The sequence below is a fragment of the Vibrio mytili genome (genome assembly GCF_000830505.1).
Lineage (GTDB): Bacteria > Pseudomonadota > Gammaproteobacteria > Enterobacterales > Vibrionaceae > Vibrio > Vibrio mytili.
Genome location: NZ_JXOK01000046.1, coordinates 1 through 21,997, shown reverse-complemented (window position 1 = coordinate 21,997; position 21,997 = coordinate 1). Strand labels below are relative to the sequence as shown.

Sequence of the window (21,997 nt, the reverse complement as noted above, 5' to 3'; positions counted from 1 at the left end):
GACAGGAGATACGCTTTCCTCATGGGACAAACACGCTTAAGGATTTAGGACGAATATTGATAACCAATTTTTTGTCCGAATAAAGCTCTCCATCAATCACATAATCAATAGGTTTATCTGCAGCAATGGTGATCTGCTGAGCGGTAGCGTACTTAAACAGGGTCGATTCATTCTGCGCCCCTAAACTGGTCAATGTCAGATCAGACAATGCAATGAGTCGATCACCCAATGATTCCGTATTGTCTAAGTAGGTAATATGTAATTGGCCATCATCGGGCTGCGGAGCACCACCACCTTGCGCCAGTAAGGTACTAAACGGGGCGGTATTCGCAACAACAAAACTATGTACATCAAGCGTTTGTTGTTGGTTATCGCTGAGTTCTTTATCTGATGAACCTTTTATCGATATGGTCAAGGTTTGCGTTTCTTCCGCCACTACCGCATCAAAAAAACCCGTTAGATATGCCAACTGTCCCAACGCATTCTTTTCTTCTCGCTGTGCATGCTCAATCATTTTTTGCTCTAAACCAATCCCTAGCACTAACAAGATAGATCGCTGATTACACTCCGCGGTATCTATACGCTGACACTGCCCCTTAAGCAGGGCTTCACACGCTTTTTCTACTGGTGATAATTTTGCTCCGACGCCATAAAGCACGTGGCACAACGCGTTGGCAGTGCCAAGAGGGACAATGCCGAGCTTGATATCGCTATCAATCAACTGACTCGCCACTTCCGTGACTGTGCCGTCTCCACCAGCAACAATCACCTGCTTAGCTCCACGTTCTTTTGCCTGCTGCGTGAGTTGGTCTGCTCTGAGATCTTCACTGGTTTGATGAATATCCAGACGGTATTTTTTGGTTAACTCACGAATCAGATGCTGTTCATATTGTTGCCACTTTCCACCACCAGCGACAGGATTGACCACCATCCAAGTCGATGGTTCTATACCGAGGACACCTTTTTCACTGATCGCGCGTAAGGTTCTGAGCTGCAAATTATTTAACCTTGCAGTGCTACGCACATTGTTGATTTTTTTCATGACAGACTCAACCGTCAGTGAAGAATCTTTACTCAGTAAATACGCCGCGACCACAAACACGGACCGACCGCGGCCTAAAGCGCAATGTACAACAACAGAGCGAGAACATGCGATTTGAGTATCAATCCAGTTAATCGCATGGCGCAGCCGTTCAAGCGTTGGAGCTTTATGGTCTAACACCGGAATAGAAAGATAGTGGAATTGCTTATCTGTCATCGCACTTTCTAATCCAGCAAATTCCGCCGTAACATCGACAATACAAGAAATATCCTGCGACTCGAGGAAATCTAAATCACTCTGGAACAAGCGGCGGGATAGGAACAGATTGTCACTGACTTTTTGAATCGGTGGTACCGTATCTCGACGTCTTTCCCACGCGTTATAGGCTTTAGCTCCCAATAAAAACGGGATGAATGCCCAGCGAATCCACCAGATAATTTTACCATCTTGGTTTTTTCTGAAAATCGAAGGTATGTCGAAAACATAGGCGACACAAACTAACGCAAGCGAGAGCGAAACCCACAAGAACAACAGGCTAATAATGATTTGAGGCGTATAAATCGCGACCAATAAACTTACTAGCGCACCAAGAATATAATATTTGATGATAAACATTCGCTCTCCTTGCTTTAAGCGAGTGCACGATTCGGTGAATGAATCTCAGGTTTATATTAAAATTAGGCGAAAATGAGTGAGTTAGTGAAAATGCAAAGAAAAAGAAGAAGAGACTAAGTAAACTTTAACGGCAGCCTTTCGTATCGATCCGACACGAAAGGCTCCAACACCGTTAGCTGGCCATTTCGTCCAAATAACCATTGGCAAGCTGACGCTTCTGCTTGTCAGACATCACTTTACCCGCGAGTTGGAAAAATCGTTGCTCTTCTTCCTCAAGATGATGCAGGACTTTATGGCGTAGCGTTTTCATTTCGTTTAACCACGCCGGTGAGCTCATGTCGGTTTCATCAAGCTTGGCGATAACTTTGTCGATTTGATGGTGCTCAGCAATGCCGTGACGAGTGAGATCGATGGTTTTATCACTTTCTATCAGTGGCGCGTAGAAAAAGCGCTCTTCTGCAGCCGCATGTTGTTCGAGCTCAGACTTTAGATTGTGGTAAAACTCTTCACGAGCAGGGGAATCACCGGACGTTTCCATCAGAGCATCGAGTAAAAGGCGTTGCTTTTCATGACTCTCTTTCAGTACATCAAATATGTTTTTCATCTTTGATTCCTCATTTGATTGTGGGCGGTTGATTGTGAACAGCAGGCCAAAAAGAAGGGCGGCACTTAACCGCCCTACTCTTACCTATCTATTCTTATTGCTTGCTATTCTTATTGTTTGGCTGTGAAATGCGCGATGAGCTTCTAACAATCCTGATCTTCCGCATTTAAGTCTTCTTTCACTTTTTCACAGCTATCTTCAACCGCGTTTTGAGTGTCGGTTACTGCTTCGTCAAGCTTCTCGCCAGCCTTCTCCATTGGGCCTTCATCACTACAGGCAGCCAGAGCGAGTGCTAAACCTAATACAGCAGCGATACGATAAATAAATGATTTAAATTGCATACATACTCTCCTGTCTATTTACTGACGTTTTTTCTGCCTATCAACACCATCACGATTGAAATAATTAATGACAGCAAGAATAGGTAAAATATCACTTGAGCGATCGATGCCGCTGCGCCTGCAATACCGGTAAAGCCCAATACGGCAGAAACGAGTGCCAAGACTAAAAAAATAAAAATCCAACGAACCATAGTGTTTCCCTCCAGATCTCCAGATAAAGTGTCCGTTCACGCGACTCGCGATTATTGAACGACTTTAAGGTTATCAATCACTTTATTGACATCATTGGTATTATTTGCAATTGATAGTGCGAGATCTTGCTCCGCATCTGAACTCACATGGCCCGATAACGTCACTGTTTTGTTATTGGTCGTTACGTCGATATCTGTACCACTCACATTGGTATCCATAAGTAAGCGTGTTTTGACTATTGTCGTAATTTTAGAATCTGTCAAAGTAGCGAGTGCTTCTGAATCAACTTCTTTTTTATCGTCTTTCACCACCGACAATTTATTTTTCACGTCTTTGACGCCATCAAGACCAGAAACAAGTTCTTCTGCTAATGATTTTTCAAGTTCGTTATCTACCGAACCAGACAAAGTAACCACTTGGTTTTCAACATCGGTATTAATATCAAAAGAGTTGAGATTGCTATTTAACAGAAGCGTGGTTTCCGCTTTACCATCTAACCAAGCGTCCATGGATTCTTTTTCCCATTGTTGATTCGCTAGAACTGCTGTTGATGACGTTGCAAGAACAGAAGTCAGGACAATTTTAGATGCGATGTTTTTCATGGTTGCTCTCCTTTATGACGTTGTATTTTAATAAAAGCAAAGCGCATGCCAACTTCATAAAATACTGTTTATAAAGAACTAAAACCAAAAACACACACATCGGAGGGAAGATAACTGGCACAGATATGAATTATTTACACAGACGAAGTGTAAATTTTTATCAGTAATCAACCCAAATAAGCTAGCAACCAAGAAACAGTACATACGTAAAGTTTTTTCGAAGTAAGGCTAATTAAAAAGTTAATTTTGACCGCATGAAAACCGTTAATTAATGATAAAGAACGCATTCAGTCTTTTATTAATAAATAGAGGAAACATCTTCAACATATAAATACCTGATAATGCCCTAAAATAGTCTTAACCGTATTTTTTCTTGTGCAGGTAGAGTAATCGACGTACATTGTTTCTCTCATAGTAAAGAGGACATTTCTATGTCGTTGCCAAGCCTGTTTCTAAAAATACAAGACCCGATACTCAAGGATGACATTACTTCTTGCGAGGAGCTGAACAAATTCCGTCTTTATGATGCAGATGCCGAAGACAATTGGATTGAAAACTATCTTCACCTCAAACCGGAAGTTGCGATTGTTGAAATAGACCGCTTTACTCATGCCGATTACCAGCGCCTTTCCGATATCGAAAATAATTACGATGCTGACTTGATCATTATTAGCTCTGGCGCTCCAAACGAAAACCTCGATAAGCTCATGAACTTAGGAGCGGCGTTCCACTATAGAAAGCCGGTCAACATTTCTATATTGTCCGATACCTTAAGCGAAGTCAGCCAATACTATCAGCACAAGCAGGACCAAGGGCTTAAAGTTTCCACTAGCGACTTGGATCAATTTGGTCTTTTAGTCGGATCTTCATCGCCTATGCACCAACTCTATCGCATGATCCGACGCGTAGCGAAAACAGAAGCTAACGTGCTTGTTGTTGGTGAAAGTGGTGCAGGTAAAGAGTTGGTGGCGCAAACTATTCATTTGGCAAGCGATCGCAAGCAACAACCATTTATCGCGATTAACTGTGGAGCCATCAGCCCAGAGTTGGTCGACAGTGAATTGTTTGGGCATGAAAAGGGCGCATTTACCGGAGCGAACAAAACGCACCAAGGCGTATTTAAACAGGCAGAAGGTGGCACGTTATTTTTAGATGAAATCACCGAAATGCCGATAGAGCACCAAGTGAAGTTATTACGTGTATTGGAAACCGGTGAGTACCGTCCAGTCGGCAGCAATACGGTTCATATTGCTAATACTCGAATCATTGCCGCGACGAACAGAGATCCTAAAATCGCTATCGAAGAACAGTTCTTGCGTGAGGATCTGTTTTTCCGGTTATCGCACTTCCCATTGACCATCCCACCATTGCGAGAACGAGGCAGTGATATTGTTGGACTCGCGAAACATTTTATCGCCCACCGCAATGCGCATGAATCTAAAACCAAAACCATTCTCGATTCTGCGATCCAGAAAATCGCCATGCATGACTGGCCAGGGAATGTGCGTGAATTGAAACACACCATTGAGCGTGCGTTTATTTTAGCCGATGACACCATTTGCGATGAACACTTGATATTTGATACCCCACCCCTCGAAAGTGGCACCAGTATCGAAGATCTAGTGCCAGCAGGCGTATCTCTAGAAGATTTAGAAAAAGCCGCCATTCTCAACACGCTAGAAGAAAATCAAGGTAACAAAACAGAATCCGCTCAGGAGCTAGGTATCAGCGTTAAAACGCTCTATAACAAACTCGAGAAGTATCAAGACGAGTAGCCTGTGCAAAACGAAAAAGGAGCACTAAGTTCGATTACGTGCTCCTTTTTATCAATTTATCAATATCCAGCTCTACACCCACTGGCCCGCAACAAAACCGCTCGACCAGCACCACTGGAAGTTGTAGCCGCCTAACCAACCCGTTACGTCCATGACTTCACCAATGAAGTACAGCCCTTTGATGTTTTTACACTCCATGGTTTTCGATGACAAGTGATCGGTATCCACACCACCAAGAGTCACTTCTGCCGTTCGATAGCCTTCAGTCCCATTCGGCGCGATATCCCAATGCTCTAAACGTTCAGCTATTGCGGAAAGTTCTTTCTGATTGAACTGTTTGAGCGGTTTATCGATCAGCTCTTTACGCTCTATCAAGACTTCAACTAAGCGTTTGGGTAGTACCTTCGCAAGGGTATTCTTAAGCGATTGATTGGGATGTTTTTCACGGCTGCGCTCTAATAGTTCGGCAACATCATCGTTTGGAACTAGGTTAATCGATACCCGCTGACCTGCTCGCCAGAATGAAGAAATCTGTAAAACAGCAGGGCCTGATAAGCCTCGGTGCGTGAACAGCAGGGCCTCTTTGAACATGGTGCCATCTTCCGCGGTGATTTCCGCAGGTACCGCGATGCCAGACAGCTCAGCAAAGTCTTCTTTGTCTTCTTTATGCAGCGTAAATGGCACAAGACCCGCCGTCGTTGGAATAACAGGAAGACCAAACTGCTGTGCAACTTTGTAACCAAATGGCGTCGCCCCAAGCTTTGGCATCGATAAACCACCCGTCGCGATAACCAGAGTCTCGCACTCGACCTGTTCCGTACCCGAAAGCAGGCGAAAGCCTTCTTCAACTTTCTCAATCGAGTGGACATCACATTGGTAGCGCTGCTCAATATTTGGCATGTCGCATTCTGCTAGCAGCATTTTGACGATATCTTTGGCAGTAAAGGCGTCAACACAAAATAACTGGCCATGATCACGCTCTTCAAACTCAATGCCGTGCTTGCTGACCATCGCGATAAAATCCCAGTTAGTGTACTGAGAGAGCGCCGACTTAACGAAGTGTGGATTTTGACACAAATAGTTATTCGCTGAGACGTCGTAATTGGTGAAGTTACAGCGGCCACCGCCTGAGATAAGGATTTTTCGCCCAGGTTTTTTGGCATGATCGAGCACCAATACACGTCGACCTCGCTTGCCTGCTTCTGCCGCACACATCAACCCCGCAGCACCCGCGCCAATCACTACAACATCAAATTTCTTGCTCATCGGTAACGCTCAGATATCCAAAATACAAAATAAAAAAGGATGTGCTGAGTGCACATCCTTGCTTTGTTGGCCAATATTCTACCGAGAAATCTATCTCGGGAAAAGCGCTTAAATTCCAAGCGCCCTCTCAAGGCTTCCCTTATCAAGACATAAAACTTACAGAATAAATGCCGCGAGCAGAGTTACGCCGAGTAAGCTTGTGGAAAGGACAAACAATTCTCGCACTCTTTCACACTTGCCCGTGAACACTTCATCGTGATGGTGGTGGTACTCTTTACTCTTGATATAGTGAAATAAACGCACCTGCTTCGTCACGTTGCCGTGGGTGGTAAAAAAGCCATTACCGTCCACCTGTTGGTACAGCAGCGGATGCGCCTCACGCATGATGTAAATCAGAGAACGAAGAGCGGTAAGATAACGGATCATGTTGACCCCTGTTACTACCATTAGCGCAAATAAGATTGTGTCTACACTGATCATCTTTTCCTCCCTACATCTTCAAAAATGCTCAAGAGAAAAAGACGAACATGTACTGCGTCTTTTAACCGCTGTAGTTCACGCTAGTAAGCGCCTTATACAGCTGGAGCATCCAAAATTGAAGATGAACCTTCTTTCGCCATTTGTGCCAGATCTTTATCGATGAAGAACAGTGCCTTTCCATCTTCACCAACTAATTCGATCTTATCTAAAATCCCTTTAAACAACTTCTCTTCTTCGTGCTGCTCGGCCACGTACCACTGTAGGAAGTTAAACGTTGAGTAGTCTTGGCTGGTAAACGCACCGTGCGCAAGCTTATTGATTTTTTCCGTAATCATCTGCTCATGTTCGTATGTTTCACGGAAGACATCACCAAGCTTGCGAAATCGTGTTTTGGAGCATCAATTGCGCCTAAGATTGGCAATGCACCCGTTTCACTTACGTAGGTAAATAGACGCTGCATGTGCTCCATTTCTTCAGCCGCATGGCCGCGTAGAAACTCAGCCGCACCCTCAAAACCTTTGTCTTCACACCAAGCACTCATCTGTAAGTATAGATTGGATGAGAAAAATTCTAGGTTAATTTGCTCATTCAATTGCTCGACCATAGTTTGAGACAACATGTTAACTCCTAAATATATGCATGCGATTCATATAACTATAACATGATTAGTCACATAAGACCGTGAACTGATAATAAACATATGTACTCACATATAATGATATGAGATCACTTTAGCAAAATTTATTAAGGGTTAGTGCTAATCTGAAACTATGACCTTACCAAGGAGATAGCAATATGAGTTACAAACACATACTTGTGGCCGTCGATCTGTCAGACGACAGTAAAGTATTAATTAAGAAGGCCGTGTCACTGGCAAAACCTCTGGATGCGAAAGTCTCTTTCATTCACATCGATGTGAACTACGCAGAACTCTACACAGGTCTGATTGACATCAATATGGCGGAAGCGCAACACCAAGCAATGGAAGCGTCACGCACACAATTAGCGAATTTTACAGAATACGCTGAATACCCTATCACTCATACGCTGGTTGGTAGCGGTGACTTAAGCAATGAACTGTGCGACACCATTAAAGATTACAAGATTGACTTGGTTGTGTGTGGTCACCACCAAGACTTCTGGAGCAAGATTCTTTCCTCCACTCGACAGCTGATCAACTGCTCTCCAGTCGATATGCTGGTCGTACCGCTAAAAGACTGATTGGCGCAGCGGTAAAACTTGGTTAGACTGCGAGCACATTTGTTGTTGATAAAGATTCTCATCCATGGCTTATCTATCCGCAGTCACCCTACTTTGGGCATTCTCATTTAGCCTGATCGGCGTTTATCTCGCTGGTCAGGTTGATTCTTGGTTTTCGGTTTGGATGCGTGTGGCGCTCGCCAGTCTCGTGTTTATTCCGTTTTTAAAATTCCGTGGCGTAAGTAAATCGTTGATCGCAAAACTGATGATCGTGGGCGGTTTCCAGCTTGGATTAATGTACTGCTTCTACTACCAGTCTTTTTTACTCCTTTCTGTACCAGAAGTGCTGCTCTTCACCGTATTTACCCCAATCTACGTCACACTGATCTATGACTTACTCAAAGGGCGTTTTTCACCGTGGTATTTAGTGACAGCACTCATTGCTGTCGTCGGCGCCGCATGGATTAAATTTTCCGGTGTGAACGAAAACTTTTTAATGGGTTTTCTCGTCGTACAGGGAGCGAACTTGTGCTTTGCTATCGGTCAGGTGGGGTACAAATACATTATGGAAAGTGAACCTATTGATCTCCCTCAGCATACCGTCTTTGGGTACTTTTACCTCGGTGCACTGTGCGTTGCCACCGTGGCATTTGCACTGATGGGTAACCTCGACAAGCTACCAACCACCGCGACACAATGGGGTATTCTCACTTACCTTGGTTTAATCGCGTCAGGCTTTGGTTACTTCGCCTGGAATAAAGGTGCGACCTTAGTCAATGCAGGCGCACTTGCAGTCATGAATAACGCGCTGGTTCCAGCGGGCTTGATTGTCAATATCGTGATTTGGAATCGAGATGTCGACATCACTCGCTTGGCGATTGGTGGTGCCATTATCATCTTTTCTCTTTGGGTCAACGAAACTTGGGTCAAAAAGCGGGCTGAGATGAGTTACGCCAACAAGTAAGACAAACTCAATTCAAAAAAACGCTCTCCCAATGGAGAGCGTTTTTATCTATATCTGACCACACTCAGTGTACCTTGCCGTGAGGGGGCTCGTTTATCACAGGGCTGGGCATTGGGAGCAGCACTTCGAGCTTCGCATTGCGCACTTCTAACTTACGTTGACGCTTGAGCAACTTTTGCTGCTTCTTCGCGAATTTGAGTAGCTTCTTCTGCTGCTTGTACTGTTTTTTCAGTGCCTTTTTAGCTTTTTTCAATGATTTCTTGTCTGTGAAATCAAATCGTTCAGAGACTGAAAGACTGGCTGAAGAGGTTCGTTTTTCCGCCTGTTTTTTCTCTTTTACTTTTTCCACGACGCGCTGAACAATCGCCGCTTTCTCAACTGCAGGCTTGGTTGTAACCAGAGATGGAGGTGTCGGCAACGCTTCAGCCAACAGCCCGCACTCTTGCTGCTCGTTAAGTGACTTGTCTTGGCAAGCTTGCGGTGGAATAGCCGCAGGCTTACACAAAGTATCTTTAGCGGCGGAAGAGCGCGCACACGAGCGACAAACAAACTTTGGCGCCACCACCAAACGATGAATATCACCAAGGTTGGTCGCGATCTGTTTACGATTCATTTTACATAAGCGTTTCGCCATATACAGACTCCAGCAAGCTAATGATTACTTCACTGAGCGTGAAATAATAATAATTCTTACTTAGATATACAGTCAGCCCGCTAATTAGGCAAGAAAAAACTGTTCCGGGAAAGATGAAAAGAAAGGTGTCGTCACAGCGCGATAAACCACGCTGTGAACAAGAAAATGAATCGTGTCAGAAAGTTATGCCATTGAAGCTTTGACGTACACATCAAAGCGATTTTTTTTGGTTTCGATTGCCATACTTGGCTTTTTATCGTGCAGCCAATTGGCATAATCTGGACGCTTAACAACAACACGTTTTGTTGCCAATGTCATGGCAGGTTGTAAGAGTTCATCGGCATCCAAATCCGCGCCAACCAGTGATTGGAATACTCTCATCTCTTTTTTGACTAATGCCGATTTCTTTTTGTTTTCCGGATGTGGGTACATGGGGTCAAGATAGACCACATCGGGCCTGACAAAATCGTTGTCTTGCGCCAGTTTCTCCAACGCATCATGACTGGAAGCATGAAGCAATGACATTCGTTCCGAGACCCAAACTCCAATTTCAGGATCTTGTTTTGCTCGTGCTAAGCCATCATCCAGTAAAGCGGCAACGACGGGATGACGCTCTACCATTTGCACGTTACACCCCAGAGAGGCCAGCACAAACGCATCTCGGCCTAAGCCCGCAGTACCATCAAGTATCGTGGGCGTTGCCCTTTATTCAAGCCTGCGGCTTTTGCGATGGCTTGACCCTTTCCACCACCGAATTTACGACGGTGACCGACCGCACCGCCGATCAAGTCGACGAAAATCGCACCCAGCTTTGGCTCATCAACTTTACGTAGCTCTAAACGTTCAGCAGTCAGTACCAAAGCAAACACACTGTCTTCGCTATGAGTCAGTTGCCAACGAGCAGCAAGCTCATCAAGGTGTGCTTGTTGAGACGGGTCTTCACAAATCAATTGCAGTAGCAAAAGAGGGCTCCAATAAAAATCGTACTTACTGGTGCTGAGTTTACCTTACAACGGGTTTTGTTGCAGTAACTGCGAAGCGGGCTAAAATGAACCCACTGTCCTAAACCCTATGGAACGAATCGTATGAATGCGAGCTTACCGAAACTCGATGATCTCGATCGCGCAATTTTGAAAACCCTAATGGCAGATGCGAGAACACCGTACGCAGAAATGGCCAAGCAGTTCGATGTTAGCCCTGCCACTATTCACGTGCGTATCGAAAAAATGAAGTCAGCCGAGATCATTGAGGGTACCGAGGTGATCGTGAATACCAAAAAGCTGGGCTACGACGTGTGCTGTTTTATTGGTATCAATCTCAATGCCGCTCGTGATTACCACTCTGCACTCGAAAAGCTCAATGCACTCGACGAGGTCGTTGAAGCTTATTACACCACCGGGGCATACAACATTTTCGTCAAACTCATGTGTCGATCAATTGAAGAATTACAGTTTGTTTTGATCGATAAGCTGCAAGCCATTGATGAAGTCCAGTCCACTGAGACCTTGATCTCTCTGCAAAACCCCATCAACCGTAACGTGAATCCATAATTCGGCCAAGGTATGAAAAAGGCCAACCGTATGGTTGGCCTCTGTGTTTATCTTCGCGCTTAAGCGGCGATACCTGAATGGCGCAACAGGGCATCAATTTGTGGTTCACGGCCACGGAAGCGTTTAAACAACTCCATCGGCTCTTCACTGCCACCCATTTCTAGGATGTTGTTAAGGAAGCTCCGTCCCGTCTCTTGGTTAAAGATACCTTCTTCTTCAAAGCGTGAGTACGCATCTGAAGAGAGCAGCTCTGCCCACAAGTAGCTGTAGTAGCCAGCGCTGTAACCGCCAGCAAAAATGTGTGCAAAACTGTGTGAGAAACGCGCCCACTCTACCGCAGGTACAACCGCCACTTTTTGCTTCACTTTCGCTAACGTTTCCAGCACTTGAGCACCTACATCAGGATCGTATTCCGTGTGCAAGGTGAAATCGAACAAACCGAATTCAAGCTGGCGCAGAATACCCATTGCCGATTGGAAGTTCTTCGCGGCTAACATTTTGTCGAGCATCGCTTTTGGTAACGGTTCGCCCGTTTCATAGTGACCCGAGATGAAGGCCAATGCCTCTTCTTCCCAACACCAGTTTTCTAGGAACTGACTTGGCAGCTCAACCGCATCCCACGGTACACCGTTAATGCCAGATACAGCTCCCGTATCGACTTGGGTCAACATATGGTGAATGCCGTGGCCAAACTCGTGGAACAAGGTCACGACTTCATCGTGGGTAAACAGCGCAGGCTTGTCACCCACTGGTCGGTTGAAGTTACAAGTCAGGTAAGCCACTGGGGTTTGCAGTTCGCCAGATAGCGTAATGCGACGGCCACGACAGTCATCCATCCACGCACCACCACGTTTGTGTTCACGTGCGTAAAGATCGAGGTAGAAGCTACCACGCAGCGCGCCTTCAGCATCAAAGATATCGAAGAAGCGAACCGACTCATGCCATGTGTCAATACCAGAACGTTCTTTGACACTCATACCGAACACACGGTTTAATACCTCAAACAACCCACTCACCACTTTGGATTCAGGGAAGTAAGGACGCAGTTCTTCATCGGAGATTTGGAACAGATGTTGTTTCTGCTTTTCGCTGTAGTAAGGAATATCCCAAACATTAAGCTCTTCGACGCCAAACTCGCTTTTGGTAAACTGACGCAGTTCTTCAACTTCGCGTTCTCCTTGAGGTTTAGCGCGTACCGCAAGATCATTGAGGAAGCCCAACACTTGATCTGGCGTTTCTGCCATTTTCGTTGCTAATGATTTCTCGCTGTAAGTATTGAAACCTAACATACGAGAAATTTCGTGGCGCAGTTTTAACTGCTCAGAAATAATATCGGTATTGTCCCACTTACCAGCATTTGGACCTCGGTCTGACGCGCGAGTCACGTAAGCTTCGTACACTTCTTTACGCAGTTCTTGGTTATCACAATAAGTCATGACAGGTAAATATGACGGGATATCCAAAGTGATGAGATAACCATCCAATTCTTTCGCTTCAGCCGCAGCTTTGGCGGCTGCCAATGCCGATTCTGGCATACCCGCCAACTCTTTTTCATCGGTAATGTGCTTGGTCCATCCCATCGTCGCATCGAGTACGTTATTAGAGAACTTAGAACCAAGCTCTGACATACGCTTGCTGATCTCACCGTAGCGGTGTTGCTCGTCTGACGGCAAACCAATGCCAGACAATTCAAAGTCACGCAGTGCATCGGTGATGGTTTTTTGCTGTGCGCGGGTCAGTGTTGCAAACTCATCGCTGGCTTTAATTGCTTTATAGGCTTCATACAACCCTTTATGTTGCCCCACCCACGTGCTGTATTCAGATAGCGCAGGTAAACAACTTTCATAGGCCTCTCGGAGCGCTTCGCTGTTCACCACCGAATTCATATGACTGATTGGTGACCAAATACGACCAAGACGATCATCCGCCTCTTCAATTGGTGCGATGACGTTTTCCCAGCTTGGATTGGCATTGTCTTTTAAAACTTCATCAATTTTTGCGCGACAATCGCTAATCGCTTGCTCTACCGCTGGGTGAATGTGTTCAGGTTGAATTTGAGAAAACGGAGGCAAATCCGTAAACGTCAGAAGTGGATTAGACATGAATAATTCCTTTTGTGTTATGACTCTGTGATGACCTACCAAGGCAGGCTAACTCAATGCACAGGGAAGCCAACAACATGGATGTAGGGGATCTCCGTTCCCTTTTCTACGCTGTGATGACCAGAGGGTTAATCAAAGCAACTCTGTCCTTGAGTCTGTTATTTGTAGATGTTTCGCACTCAGTTTGAACACGATAATTTCATCTAGTTCAATTGTATTACGATTACTTAAGTATGGGTGAACTAACGGTATTTCAATAGTGCCCGCTCCCCAAATGACATCAAGTTGCACGATTCAGAGCATAAACACTGGCATCAGAGCAAAGTCAGATTCTGCATCTGCCACGATGTTGGGTATAATACCGCCAAGCACACCGATTATTGTATCTGAAATCACAGACCACACTCAGACAAAGAGTGTTTCGAGAGTTTAATTTGTTAAGTTATCGCCACAGCTTCCACGCAGGCAACCATGCTGACGTGGTCAAACACATCGTTCAAAGCCTCATCCTTGACGCGCTGAAACAAAAAGACAAGCCGTTCGTTTATCACGATACCCACTCGGGTGTCGGCCGCTACGATCTCACGCACGAGTGGTCTGAAAAAACCGGCGAATACAAACAAGGCATCGCACGAATTTGGGATAACCCAAACCTTCCCGAAGACATTCAAAGCTACATAGAATCGATCAAGGCACTGAATAATGGTGAAAAGCTTCGCTATTACCCAGGGTCACCTCGCGTAGCGCGTGCACAAATTCGCGAGCAAGACCGCATGGTCTTAACCGAACTGCACCCCGCCGATCACCCGCTATTGGAGCAAGAATTCCATCGTGATCGCCAAGTGAATATCTACAAAGAAGACGGTTTCCAACGTCTGAAAGCCAGCTTGCCACCAAAAGAGCGTCGTGGTTTGGTGCTGATTGATCCTCCGTACGAACTCGCGAAAGAGTACCGCGATGTGGTGAGAGCGATTTATCAGAGCCATAAGCGATGGGCAACGGGCATTTACGCGATTTGGTATCCGGTTGTAAACCGCCGCGACATTGAAGATATGATCGAAGGGCTAGAGGCGTTAGGAATTCGCAAAATCCTGCAAATTGAGCTTGGTGTGGCACCTGACAGTGATGAACGCGGTATGACCGCCTCCGGCATGATTGTGATTAACCCACCGTGGAAACTGGAAAGCCAGATGAAAGAGATTCTGCCATTCCTACAAGAAGCCATCGCGCCAGCAACTGGTCACTGGAAAGTGGACTGGATTGTGCCAGAGTAATACTTTGGCACCACAGTCTACCAGCGCAACGACATTCTCGTTGCGCTTTTGTATGCTCTCAACCCCGCCATCTGATCGCGCTGATTGTTCTTTTTGTGCCTCTCATCGCTATTTGTCATAAGCAAGATCACTTTTTCCCATTTAGGAATTCGTTACATTCGATTTATGATAGTGGGATAAGGATGGCATTGAGTTCGGGCAAAGTCATCCCAATCTATCTATTTACCAGATAAAATTTATAAGCTCTTGGAGAAAGTAATGGCGACTCATTTTGACTATATCTGTATCGGTGGCGGCAGTGGCGGCATCGCATCTGCAAACCGTGCAGCCATGTACGGCGCGAAAGTTGCGCTAATCGAAGCTCAAGATCTCGGTGGCACCTGTGTAAACGTGGGTTGTGTACCGAAGAAAGTGATGTGGCATGGCGCGCAAATCGCAGAAGCAATGAACCTGTACGCAGAAGATTACGGTTTTGATGTCGACGTGAAAGGTTTCGACTGGAGCAAACTGGTTGAGAGCCGTCAGGCGTACATTGGTCGTATTCACCAATCTTACGATCGCGTTCTTGGCAACAACAAAGTAAACGTCATTAAAGGTTTTGCTAAGTTTGTTGACGAAAAAACAGTGGAAGTAAATGGCGAACATTATACTGCGGATCACATCCTGATCGCAGTTGGTGGTCGTCCTACTATTCCAAACATTCCAGGCGCTGAATACGGCATCGACTCAAATGGCTTCTTCGACCTAGCAGAGCAACCAAAACGCGTTGCGGTTGTGGGCGCAGGCTACATCGCGGTTGAAATCGCCGGCGTACTGCACGCACTAGGTACAGAAACACACCTGTTCGTACGTAAAGAGTCACCACTACGTAGCTTCGACCCGATGATCATCGATACATTGGTTGAAGTGATGGACGCAGAAGGTCCAAAACTGCACACCCATTCTGTACCAAAAGAAGTGGTAAAAGAAGCCGATGGCAGCCTAACTCTGCACCTAGAAAACGGTGAGAGCCAAAACGTTGACCAACTGATTTGGGCCATCGGTCGTCATCCAGCAACCGACGCAATCAACCTAGCGTCAACAGGTGTGGCAACCAACGTGAAAGGCTACATCAAGGTAGACGAATACCAAGAAACCAACGTGAAAGGCATCTACTGTGTAGGTGACATCATGGAAGGCGGTATCGAGCTAACGCCAGTAGCAGTGAAAGCAGGTCGTCAACTTTCTGAGCGTTTGTTCAACAATAAACCAAACGCGAAGATGGACTACGATTTGGTACCAACCGTGGTATTTAGCCACCCACCAATCGGCACTATCGGTCTTACAACGCAAGAAGCGGAAGAGAAGTACGGCAAAGACAACATCAAAGTCTACACATCTGGCTTCACTGCGATGTACACCGCCGTTACCAAGCACCGTCAACCATGTAAGATGAAGCTAGTCTGTGCGGGCGAAGAAGAAACGGTGGTTGGTCTACACGGCATCGGTTTCACCGTGGATGAAATGATCCAAGGTTTCGGTGTTGCAATGAAGATGGGCGCAACCAAAGCAGACTTCGACTCTGTTGTGGCTATCCACCCAACGGGCTCAGAAGAGTTCGTTACCATGACAGGTTAGTGTAGGAAAAACATCTTACACACATAAATAAATCTGGAAAATAATTACGGACTGACCATACTGTATGTATGGTCAGTGGTTTTCTAGGTAAATTTATGTATCTCATACAATCAAACAATGTCTACAAACAGACAGAGTTATCGGTCAGTGATAACAACTGTCAATGTTCTCCTGTTGAGGGGAATATTGCTCACTGCCTACACTGTTTAATCAAGATGGTTCGTTCAACCACGAAGCAAATAGTTACCTCTTCTACCAAAAAACCATCAAAGCAGCTAAAGACCTATCCCCCTGCGCTCAAGCGTTACATGCTTACTACCAATTCCTTGAAGACAAACAATTAGCATGGGATAAATTCCCTCCCGTCAAAAGACTAAAACCAACTTATCTTTTTCGTTCTCACCTGTTAAAACAAATCAAGAATGGTGAATTAGCTCACAGCACAGCAAGCGTCCGAATGAATCAAATTGTTAACTACTACAAGTGGTTAATGCATGATGGTTGCTTGAAAATCAAGAACGAGAAAGAGGCTCCTTTTAAGATGGAGTTTGTATCCGTTCAAAGCACTGGGATGCTGGCACACATATCGCCAACGTTTACCGTGCAGACCAGTGATCTACGAATTAAAGTGCCGAGGGACAGCAGCAGCAAGAACATCAGGCCGCTTACTCCCCTGAGTAACGATTCGCTGGACATATTGACCTCGTATCTGCCTCAAGCATCCATTGAACTACGCCTTCAGGTGCTGCTTTCTATTGATACCGGAATGCGGATCAATGAAGTAGCCACACTCACGCTGGATGCATTAAAGACTGCGATCCCCCTTGCTGAAAGTGAGCACCGCTATGAACTGACGATTTCACCGCAGTTGTATGGTGTTCAAACCAAATATGCCAAGCAAAGAACCATTGAAATATCAGCTGAGCTACTAGCCCAGTTAAATGAATACCGCACCTCTGAGCGGCGCCTACAGCGTGTGACAAAGCTAAATCATAAACTGGATAACTTATTTGAAGTGGCATTGGGGCTGAAGCAGGAGGCAGTTGATGCACTAGAGCGTTGTGAGAGTCACGAACCCGTTTTTGTCAGTGAGCAAGGTAATCCGGTCAGCGCAAAGTCCATTGAAGCCAGATGGTCAGAGTTGCGCAGCGTAATCAAAAAGTCGCACCCCACTTTTATGCACCGTTTCCACGATTTTCGCTCGACCTATGGCACTTACCGCCTCAGTGACCTGCTTGAAGCTGGACTCCTTGACCTTGAATGCATGGAACTGCTGATGGCTTGGATGGGACATAAAAATGAATCGACCACCTGGAAGTATTTGCGCTTTCTAAGACGGAAAAAGGCTTTCAAGGTCAAGTTTGGCATCCTCGATAGCATCATGCACAGCGTATTGCATAACGAACAGGGAGGTAGCAATGAGTAAGGTGGAATATCTAAGCGGTTGGCAGCCAGAGCTGTGTATCCAATTAGACATAAATAGTATTCAAAAAGCGGACTTTAACCGTTTTCTGGTCAAGCACTTTCCCTCAACGCAGTTATTGCAACAGGGCGGGCAATTTGAAGATGCTGAACGAGAGGGCGTTATTCTTCAGTTAAAACAAAGCTTCGATAAAGAGATTGAAGAAGGTGGCAGTCATTTCACCCTGTACAACGTCTTTTCTACCGCATCCTTGTATCTCAGGTGGTGCGATAAACAGAGCGTCAACGCATTCACCAAATGCTCTATTGAAGGCTATATGTCTCACCAAAATGACCGAGTGATGTTAGGTTTGATGAAAGACTCGACCTACGCGCGGATACGCGGAGAAATGAGTATCCTGTTTATCAAATATCTTGACCTGTCGCATCACTACTTCGATAACGTGGTGGTCAGGGATTCCAGCGATACAGAACCTTACGAAGCCTACACCCGCAGCGATTTAAACCAACTGCTTCCCTTTTTACGACAAGTCTTTAAGCAGACGCAAAAGCAATTTATTGCATTCCCAGAAAAGCATTTTGATGCCTACAAAAACGTGTCCACCATGACCTTTCACTGGCAGGGTAAGCAATACCCCTTGTATGGTGGAATTAGCAAGATGATGTGCGCAGGAGCGTTCCTGCTGGCCTATTACACCCATAGCAATACCGGAAACTTGTTGCAACTGCGCCAACCAGACAATGCTTCAACCACACTGGACGAGGTATGGTACACCATGCCTGCCTTTAAACGCCGTGCGTTTAAAACGATTCAGGTGGAAATGTGTGGCCATGAGTTAGATATTCCAAAATACGCCTTAGACTTTTTCGATAAGTTGCGTGAAGCATCCATGCTAATTGATACTGGTGAACAGCCCCTCTTGCTGCAAACGGTCACTGCCAATAAGGTACAGCCAATAAAGGCTATAACACTCCGTAGCTTTGCAGACTGGATGGAAGCGCACTTTTCATTTACTGACCAAACGGGTCGTCGATTGCGTCCGATGATAAGCCGCTTCCGCGAAACCGGTGCCCAGTTAACCGCATTTCATCAGGGCGACATGGCGAACGACATCATGCTGAACAACACGCCCAACACCCGCAAGAAGCATTACAGTGAAGGCAATAAAACAACCAATAATGGCATGATGCAAGATACCATGGCGATAAGAGAGGAGCAGGCCAAAAGTAAGGTTAACACCTCGCAAGCGAGGCAGAATCTGGCAATTGATGTGCTAGTGATTGAACAAGAAAACAGCATCAAACTGCCTAACCTCAGTCGAACATCAAGCGGGTCAAGCTGTAACAACCCGTTTGGTGAAAAGTCGGAGAAATATACCAGACAAGCCCGACGCCACGGATTAGCCAAAGAGGGGGAGCGATTAGCGTGCGCCGACCTGTTAGCGTGTTTTGGCTGTCCAGAGCAAGTCATTGTTCAGTCGGTGGCAGATATCTGGTGCCTGCTCTCGTTTAAAGCCTGCATCGAAGAGTCGCTATACCTGCATTTAGATGCCAGTCATTATCGCAACAACTTCAAGGCGATTATTTCCTTCATCGACCAGAAAATACTACCCAACCTCCATGCCAAGGTACTTAAGCAAGCCGAAGCGCGTCTGAATGACGATGGCTTGCACCCAGCGTGGGGCGAAGCCGATTCCATTCTCAACCTCATTCCTCGCGTTGCTAAGGGGGCAAAATAATGCAAACCGACCACCTTTATGAAGCCAGCTTTCCAACAGCGCACAAAATTCAAGATACTGATTTGATCAGGCTGTATCATGAACAACGCTTTGATGAACTGGATGCGGTTATCGTCTGCAGGGATAAAGAAGGTGCGGTCACGGCAAGCTTCGGCGATAGCGACTGGAACTGCCTGCCGTTCTCCCGAAAAAAAAGCAAAAATAATTTACCATTTGCAGAGTTCGAACGGTCACCGGCACTGCAACGGGAGCTAAAACTGCTCACTTTTGGTTGGCTGTTTAACAAGAACCCGAAACAACGAAAAGCAACTTCCTTTTCTAGCACTAAAACTCGACAAGCAAGCATAAAACTCGCCTATCGCTTCCTAATACAAAACTGCCTCAGTTCATTACAAGCGCTCTCTAAACCCAGTCACTGGAAATCTTTTGAGGCATATCTTATCAACAACGGGTACGCACAAAGCACTATCGAGCAATGTTTTATTGCTATCAACAAAGCTATCGAGTTCGCACCGTGGCATCAATTAGCGCTAGGCTTTACCGCGCCGATTAAGGCATCTGTTGAGGCAAAAAAACTTTGCGACCTACACAAGCAGCAAACTCTGGTTATCCCTGAGCGCTTATGTGATGAGATTTACGGTAAAGCGATTGAACTTATCGAAGAAGCCCATCCATTTCGGGCGCTAATTGCCCAAACCGAAAATGCCATGCAAGACAACTATCTAGAAGGTAGGCGTGTCCTCGATGAAAAGATTGCGCAAGGAGCCATGTTCACGTTTTTAAAACTGATGGAGGGATTGATAACCACAAATTTGCGTCGGCCCTTCAAGAAAATAAGCCCAACTCCGTTCTCGATATCATTGCACCATTAGCCGAAAAACTGCCGAATGTTAAGTTGAGCAACGGAACTGATTTCAAACGTTACCTTGGGCAACTGATTACCAGTAGCTACATCGTATGTGGCGGGTTCAGCGGAATGCGGGACTCCGAATTAGACAAGCTCACTCCTGACAGCTACTACAAGGACACCTTTGAAGGTCGCGACTACCACATGCTGCAATCTCACACCTTTAAGCTGGGAGAAAAACGCGAAACCTGGGTGACAGCAGCGTCTTCAAAAACAGCTATCGAACTGATGTCAACACTCACAGAGCGCTGGCGCTCAGAGGTCGTTTACCCCAATGACAAATATACTGACTCCATTTGGCTTAATCATACCTATCGCTCTAAAAGTCCAGTATTAATTACTGACTGGTCCTCCCGCTTACAGCGTTTTTGTCGGCAATTCGGCATGGTGGTGAGTGAAGAAGATTATCAGGAATGCCTTGAGTCTAACCCGCGCTCGTTAGAGCGAATTAAAGAATCTGTCACGGTTGGTCAGCCTTGGCCCTTAACTCCACACCAGTTCAGGCGCACACTGGCGTTTTACTGCATTAAGAACCGCTTTAGTACATTAGTCGCACTGAAACAGCAATTTAAGCACCTATATTTAGCCATGACCGAGTGGTACACCAATGGCGGAAAGCTGGCGAGCTATCGGGACTTAATGGTAGACGAAAAGGTAAAAAACCTGCTCACTGAAATCAATGCAGAATCAACGGCGAACAAGATTTTTAAACAGTGGCATTCGGACGAAAAACTCGCGGGAACTCACGGTAAAGCAATCATGAAAATGCGCGGCGAAATACCGAGTATCTATAGCTCTTGGGAGATCATCTATAGGGCGGTTAAGGACGGCAAGTTAACACTGCACGGCTCATTGCACAGCTATTGTAAAAATGGATACAATTGCGATATGGATGGTGTTGTCATGCCTCAATTCTGTGTCGATTGCGGCTCAGGCAGCAGCATCATTGACGAGGAACAAGCGCTGTGGTGGCAGAAAAAGCACAACAGTTTGGTTGCTTACATGGAATCCGACGAAGATATTTCGGTGAGTGAGCGTAGCCACTACATCACCCAAGTAAGAGCCGCAGAGATAGTCATGGCTGATTTTGAACTGCCATTTACCCCTTTCGAACCTGACTTAAAGGTAGCGAACTCATGAGTAAGAGCGAAAACACATTGCTAGCGCTTGAAGCGGCTCTAGAACGCATTAAACAGGGTAAACCTAAGCGTATCCCTGCCCATCGCAAGCTCAGTGTTCGCGCTGTTGAGGAGGAAGCGAACCTTGGCAACGGCAGTGGCTATTACTACCCCGAGTTTGTTGATAAGGTTAGACAGACTAAAGCTGAAATCGCGGCAGGCAATGGTGAAATAATCCGGCCAGAGATCCAGACCGTGCGCACTAAGCTCAAAGAGCAACAGCGTATCAAGGATAACTACAAGGCTAAGTATGAAACGGAGCGAGAGAAGTTAGCCTTATTTGCGGCTGCGCAGCATCACTTGAATGATAAGCTGGTTCAGGCATTAACTCGTGTGGATGAGTTGGAGCATGAAAATGCAGAGCTTCGGGAGGAGCTTTCTAGGCTGAAAAGAAGCCAGATCGTGCCAATCAAGTAATCCACCAGTAGCCCACTGATATATTGATGTGGGCTACCAAACACTCCACACGACTGCCACTTCTTCCCTAGCTCAC

At 45.8% G+C, this 21,997-nt stretch carries 19 protein-coding genes and 3 pseudogenes; 11 read left to right on the top strand and 11 right to left on the bottom strand.

Annotation, left to right across the window (positions count from 1 at the left end):
- Positions 1-19: 19 nt before the first annotated feature.
- From SU60_RS12135 to SU60_RS12115, 5 genes are all read right to left on the bottom strand, one after another.
- The gene (locus SU60_RS12135; RefSeq protein WP_041155727.1) at positions 20-1,657 is read right to left on the bottom strand and encodes a diacylglycerol kinase family protein; all 1,638 of its coding nucleotides are present in this window, start codon (positions 1,655-1,657) and stop codon (positions 20-22) included.
- Positions 1,658-1,829: 172 nt separating this feature from the next.
- Positions 1,830-2,261: a hemerythrin domain-containing protein gene (locus tag SU60_RS12130; RefSeq protein WP_041155726.1), complete on the bottom strand. Its 432-nt coding sequence runs from the start codon at positions 2,259-2,261 to the stop codon at positions 1,830-1,832.
- A gap of 143 nt (positions 2,262-2,404) precedes the next feature.
- On the bottom strand, positions 2,405-2,602 hold the full coding sequence (locus SU60_RS12125) for a hypothetical protein (protein WP_041155725.1): 198 nt from the start codon (positions 2,600-2,602) through the stop codon (positions 2,405-2,407).
- A gap of 14 nt (positions 2,603-2,616) precedes the next feature.
- Positions 2,617-2,793, bottom strand: coding sequence for a DUF1328 family protein (locus SU60_RS21385; protein WP_041155724.1), 177 nt, complete (start codon positions 2,791-2,793; stop codon positions 2,617-2,619).
- Between the two features lie 51 nt (positions 2,794-2,844).
- Positions 2,845-3,396 (bottom strand): BON domain-containing protein, encoded by a 552-nt coding sequence (locus SU60_RS12115; RefSeq protein WP_041155723.1) that lies wholly within the window; start codon positions 3,394-3,396, stop codon positions 2,845-2,847.
- A gap of 431 nt (positions 3,397-3,827) precedes the next feature.
- Here SU60_RS12115 and SU60_RS12110 point away from each other — a divergent pair, with 431 nt between their 5' ends.
- Positions 3,828-5,171 carry a sigma-54 interaction domain-containing protein gene (locus tag SU60_RS12110; protein WP_041155722.1) on the top strand — a complete coding sequence of 448 codons (1,344 nt, stop codon included), beginning with the start codon at positions 3,828-3,830 and terminating at the stop codon, positions 5,169-5,171.
- Positions 5,172-5,243: 72 nt separating this feature from the next.
- Here the strand turns inward: SU60_RS12110 and SU60_RS12105 are convergent, their stop codons facing one another.
- The 3 genes and pseudogenes from SU60_RS12105 to ftnA form a co-directional block, all read right to left on the bottom strand.
- Positions 5,244-6,437, bottom strand: coding sequence for a BaiN/RdsA family NAD(P)/FAD-dependent oxidoreductase (locus SU60_RS12105; RefSeq protein ID WP_041155721.1), 1,194 nt, complete (start codon positions 6,435-6,437; stop codon positions 5,244-5,246).
- A gap of 156 nt (positions 6,438-6,593) precedes the next feature.
- Positions 6,594-6,917: a universal stress protein UspB gene (uspB, locus tag SU60_RS12100; RefSeq protein WP_041155720.1), complete on the bottom strand. Its 324-nt coding sequence runs from the start codon at positions 6,915-6,917 to the stop codon at positions 6,594-6,596.
- Between the two features lie 92 nt (positions 6,918-7,009).
- A pseudogene (gene ftnA, locus SU60_RS12095) lies at positions 7,010-7,536 on the bottom strand (non-heme ferritin).
- 176 nt (positions 7,537-7,712) lie between these two features.
- On the opposite strand from ftnA, the gene uspA reads away from it, so the two are divergent.
- A complete protein-coding gene (gene uspA / locus SU60_RS12090) occupies positions 7,713-8,138 on the top strand; it encodes a universal stress protein UspA (protein ID WP_041155719.1) in 426 nt (141 codons plus the stop codon).
- A gap of 64 nt (positions 8,139-8,202) precedes the next feature.
- Entirely contained in the window at positions 8,203-9,081 is an 879-nt protein-coding gene (locus SU60_RS12085; protein WP_041155718.1) for a carboxylate/amino acid/amine transporter, read from the top strand.
- 64 nt (positions 9,082-9,145) lie between these two features.
- Here the strand turns inward: SU60_RS12085 and SU60_RS12080 are convergent, their stop codons facing one another.
- Together SU60_RS12080 and SU60_RS12075 are read right to left on the bottom strand one after the other, a co-directional pair.
- The gene (locus SU60_RS12080; RefSeq protein WP_041155717.1) at positions 9,146-9,715 is read right to left on the bottom strand and encodes a hypothetical protein; all 570 of its coding nucleotides are present in this window, start codon (positions 9,713-9,715) and stop codon (positions 9,146-9,148) included.
- A 183-nt stretch (positions 9,716-9,898) separates the two neighbouring features.
- Positions 9,899-10,677, bottom strand: a pseudogene (locus SU60_RS12075) (class I SAM-dependent methyltransferase).
- Positions 10,678-10,800: 123 nt separating this feature from the next.
- Here SU60_RS12075 and asnC point away from each other — a divergent pair.
- Complete coding sequence (gene asnC / locus SU60_RS12070; protein ID WP_041155716.1) at positions 10,801-11,265, top strand: transcriptional regulator AsnC; 465 nt, start codon at positions 10,801-10,803, stop codon at positions 11,263-11,265.
- A gap of 59 nt (positions 11,266-11,324) precedes the next feature.
- On the opposite strand, the gene prlC is transcribed toward asnC, so the two are convergent.
- Entirely contained in the window at positions 11,325-13,367 is a 2,043-nt protein-coding gene (gene prlC, locus SU60_RS12065; RefSeq protein WP_041155715.1) for an oligopeptidase A, read from the bottom strand.
- Positions 13,368-13,801: 434 nt separating this feature from the next.
- Between prlC and SU60_RS12060 the strand changes: the two genes are divergently transcribed.
- The 7 genes and pseudogenes from SU60_RS12060 (at position 13,802) to SU60_RS12035 (ending at position 21,921) form a co-directional block, all read left to right on the top strand.
- Positions 13,802-14,641, top strand: coding sequence for a 23S rRNA (adenine(2030)-N(6))-methyltransferase RlmJ (locus SU60_RS12060; protein ID WP_041155714.1), 840 nt, complete (start codon positions 13,802-13,804; stop codon positions 14,639-14,641).
- 258 nt (positions 14,642-14,899) lie between these two features.
- Positions 14,900-16,258, top strand: a complete 1,359-nt coding sequence (gene gorA, locus SU60_RS12055) for a glutathione-disulfide reductase (protein ID WP_041155713.1) — start codon at positions 14,900-14,902, stop codon at positions 16,256-16,258.
- A 95-nt stretch (positions 16,259-16,353) separates the two neighbouring features.
- A pseudogene (locus SU60_RS12050) lies at positions 16,354-17,684 on the top strand (tyrosine-type recombinase/integrase).
- The gene (locus SU60_RS12045; protein WP_041155712.1) at positions 17,677-19,419 is read left to right on the top strand and encodes a hypothetical protein; all 1,743 of its coding nucleotides are present in this window, start codon (positions 17,677-17,679) and stop codon (positions 19,417-19,419) included. Before SU60_RS12050 ends, SU60_RS12045 begins: the two are co-directional and overlap by 8 nt.
- Positions 19,419-20,291: a hypothetical protein gene (locus SU60_RS22775; RefSeq protein WP_342418113.1), complete on the top strand. Its 873-nt coding sequence runs from the start codon at positions 19,419-19,421 to the stop codon at positions 20,289-20,291. Before SU60_RS12045 ends, SU60_RS22775 begins: the two co-directional genes overlap by 1 nt.
- Before the next feature lie 23 nt (positions 20,292-20,314).
- Complete coding sequence (locus SU60_RS22770; protein ID WP_342418112.1) at positions 20,315-21,466, top strand: hypothetical protein; 1,152 nt, start codon at positions 20,315-20,317, stop codon at positions 21,464-21,466.
- Complete coding sequence (locus tag SU60_RS12035; RefSeq protein WP_041155711.1) at positions 21,463-21,921, top strand: hypothetical protein; 459 nt, start codon at positions 21,463-21,465, stop codon at positions 21,919-21,921. The genes SU60_RS22770 and SU60_RS12035 overlap by 4 nt, the downstream gene beginning before the upstream one ends.
- The last annotated feature ends 76 nt before the right edge of the window (positions 21,922-21,997 follow it).

Coding starts and splice junctions, on each gene's coding strand:
- SU60_RS12115 (WP_041155723.1), bottom strand. CDS start 3,396: ATGAAAAACATCGCATCTAAAATTGTCCTGACTTCTGTTCTTGCAACG.
- asnC (WP_041155716.1), top strand. CDS start 10,801: ATGAATGCGAGCTTACCGAAACTCGATGATCTCGATCGCGCAATTTTG.
- SU60_RS12110 (WP_041155722.1), top strand. CDS start 3,828: ATGTCGTTGCCAAGCCTGTTTCTAAAAATACAAGACCCGATACTCAAG.
- SU60_RS12125 (WP_041155725.1), bottom strand. CDS start 2,602: ATGCAATTTAAATCATTTATTTATCGTATCGCTGCTGTATTAGGTTTA.
- SU60_RS12130 (WP_041155726.1), bottom strand. CDS start 2,261: ATGAAAAACATATTTGATGTACTGAAAGAGAGTCATGAAAAGCAACGC.
- SU60_RS12085 (WP_041155718.1), top strand. CDS start 8,203: ATGGCTTATCTATCCGCAGTCACCCTACTTTGGGCATTCTCATTTAGC.
- SU60_RS12135 (WP_041155727.1), bottom strand. CDS start 1,657: ATGTTTATCATCAAATATTATATTCTTGGTGCGCTAGTAAGTTTATTG.
- SU60_RS12045 (WP_041155712.1), top strand. CDS start 17,677: ATGAGTAAGGTGGAATATCTAAGCGGTTGGCAGCCAGAGCTGTGTATC.
- SU60_RS12035 (WP_041155711.1), top strand. CDS start 21,463: ATGAGTAAGAGCGAAAACACATTGCTAGCGCTTGAAGCGGCTCTAGAA.
- gorA (WP_041155713.1), top strand. CDS start 14,900: ATGGCGACTCATTTTGACTATATCTGTATCGGTGGCGGCAGTGGCGGC.
- uspB (WP_041155720.1), bottom strand. CDS start 6,917: ATGATCAGTGTAGACACAATCTTATTTGCGCTAATGGTAGTAACAGGG.
- uspA (WP_041155719.1), top strand. CDS start 7,713: ATGAGTTACAAACACATACTTGTGGCCGTCGATCTGTCAGACGACAGT.
- SU60_RS22775 (WP_342418113.1), top strand. CDS start 19,419: ATGCAAACCGACCACCTTTATGAAGCCAGCTTTCCAACAGCGCACAAA.
- prlC (WP_041155715.1), bottom strand. CDS start 13,367: ATGTCTAATCCACTTCTGACGTTTACGGATTTGCCTCCGTTTTCTCAA.
- SU60_RS12105 (WP_041155721.1), bottom strand. CDS start 6,437: ATGAGCAAGAAATTTGATGTTGTAGTGATTGGCGCGGGTGCTGCGGGG.
- SU60_RS21385 (WP_041155724.1), bottom strand. CDS start 2,793: ATGGTTCGTTGGATTTTTATTTTTTTAGTCTTGGCACTCGTTTCTGCC.
- SU60_RS12080 (WP_041155717.1), bottom strand. CDS start 9,715: ATGGCGAAACGCTTATGTAAAATGAATCGTAAACAGATCGCGACCAAC.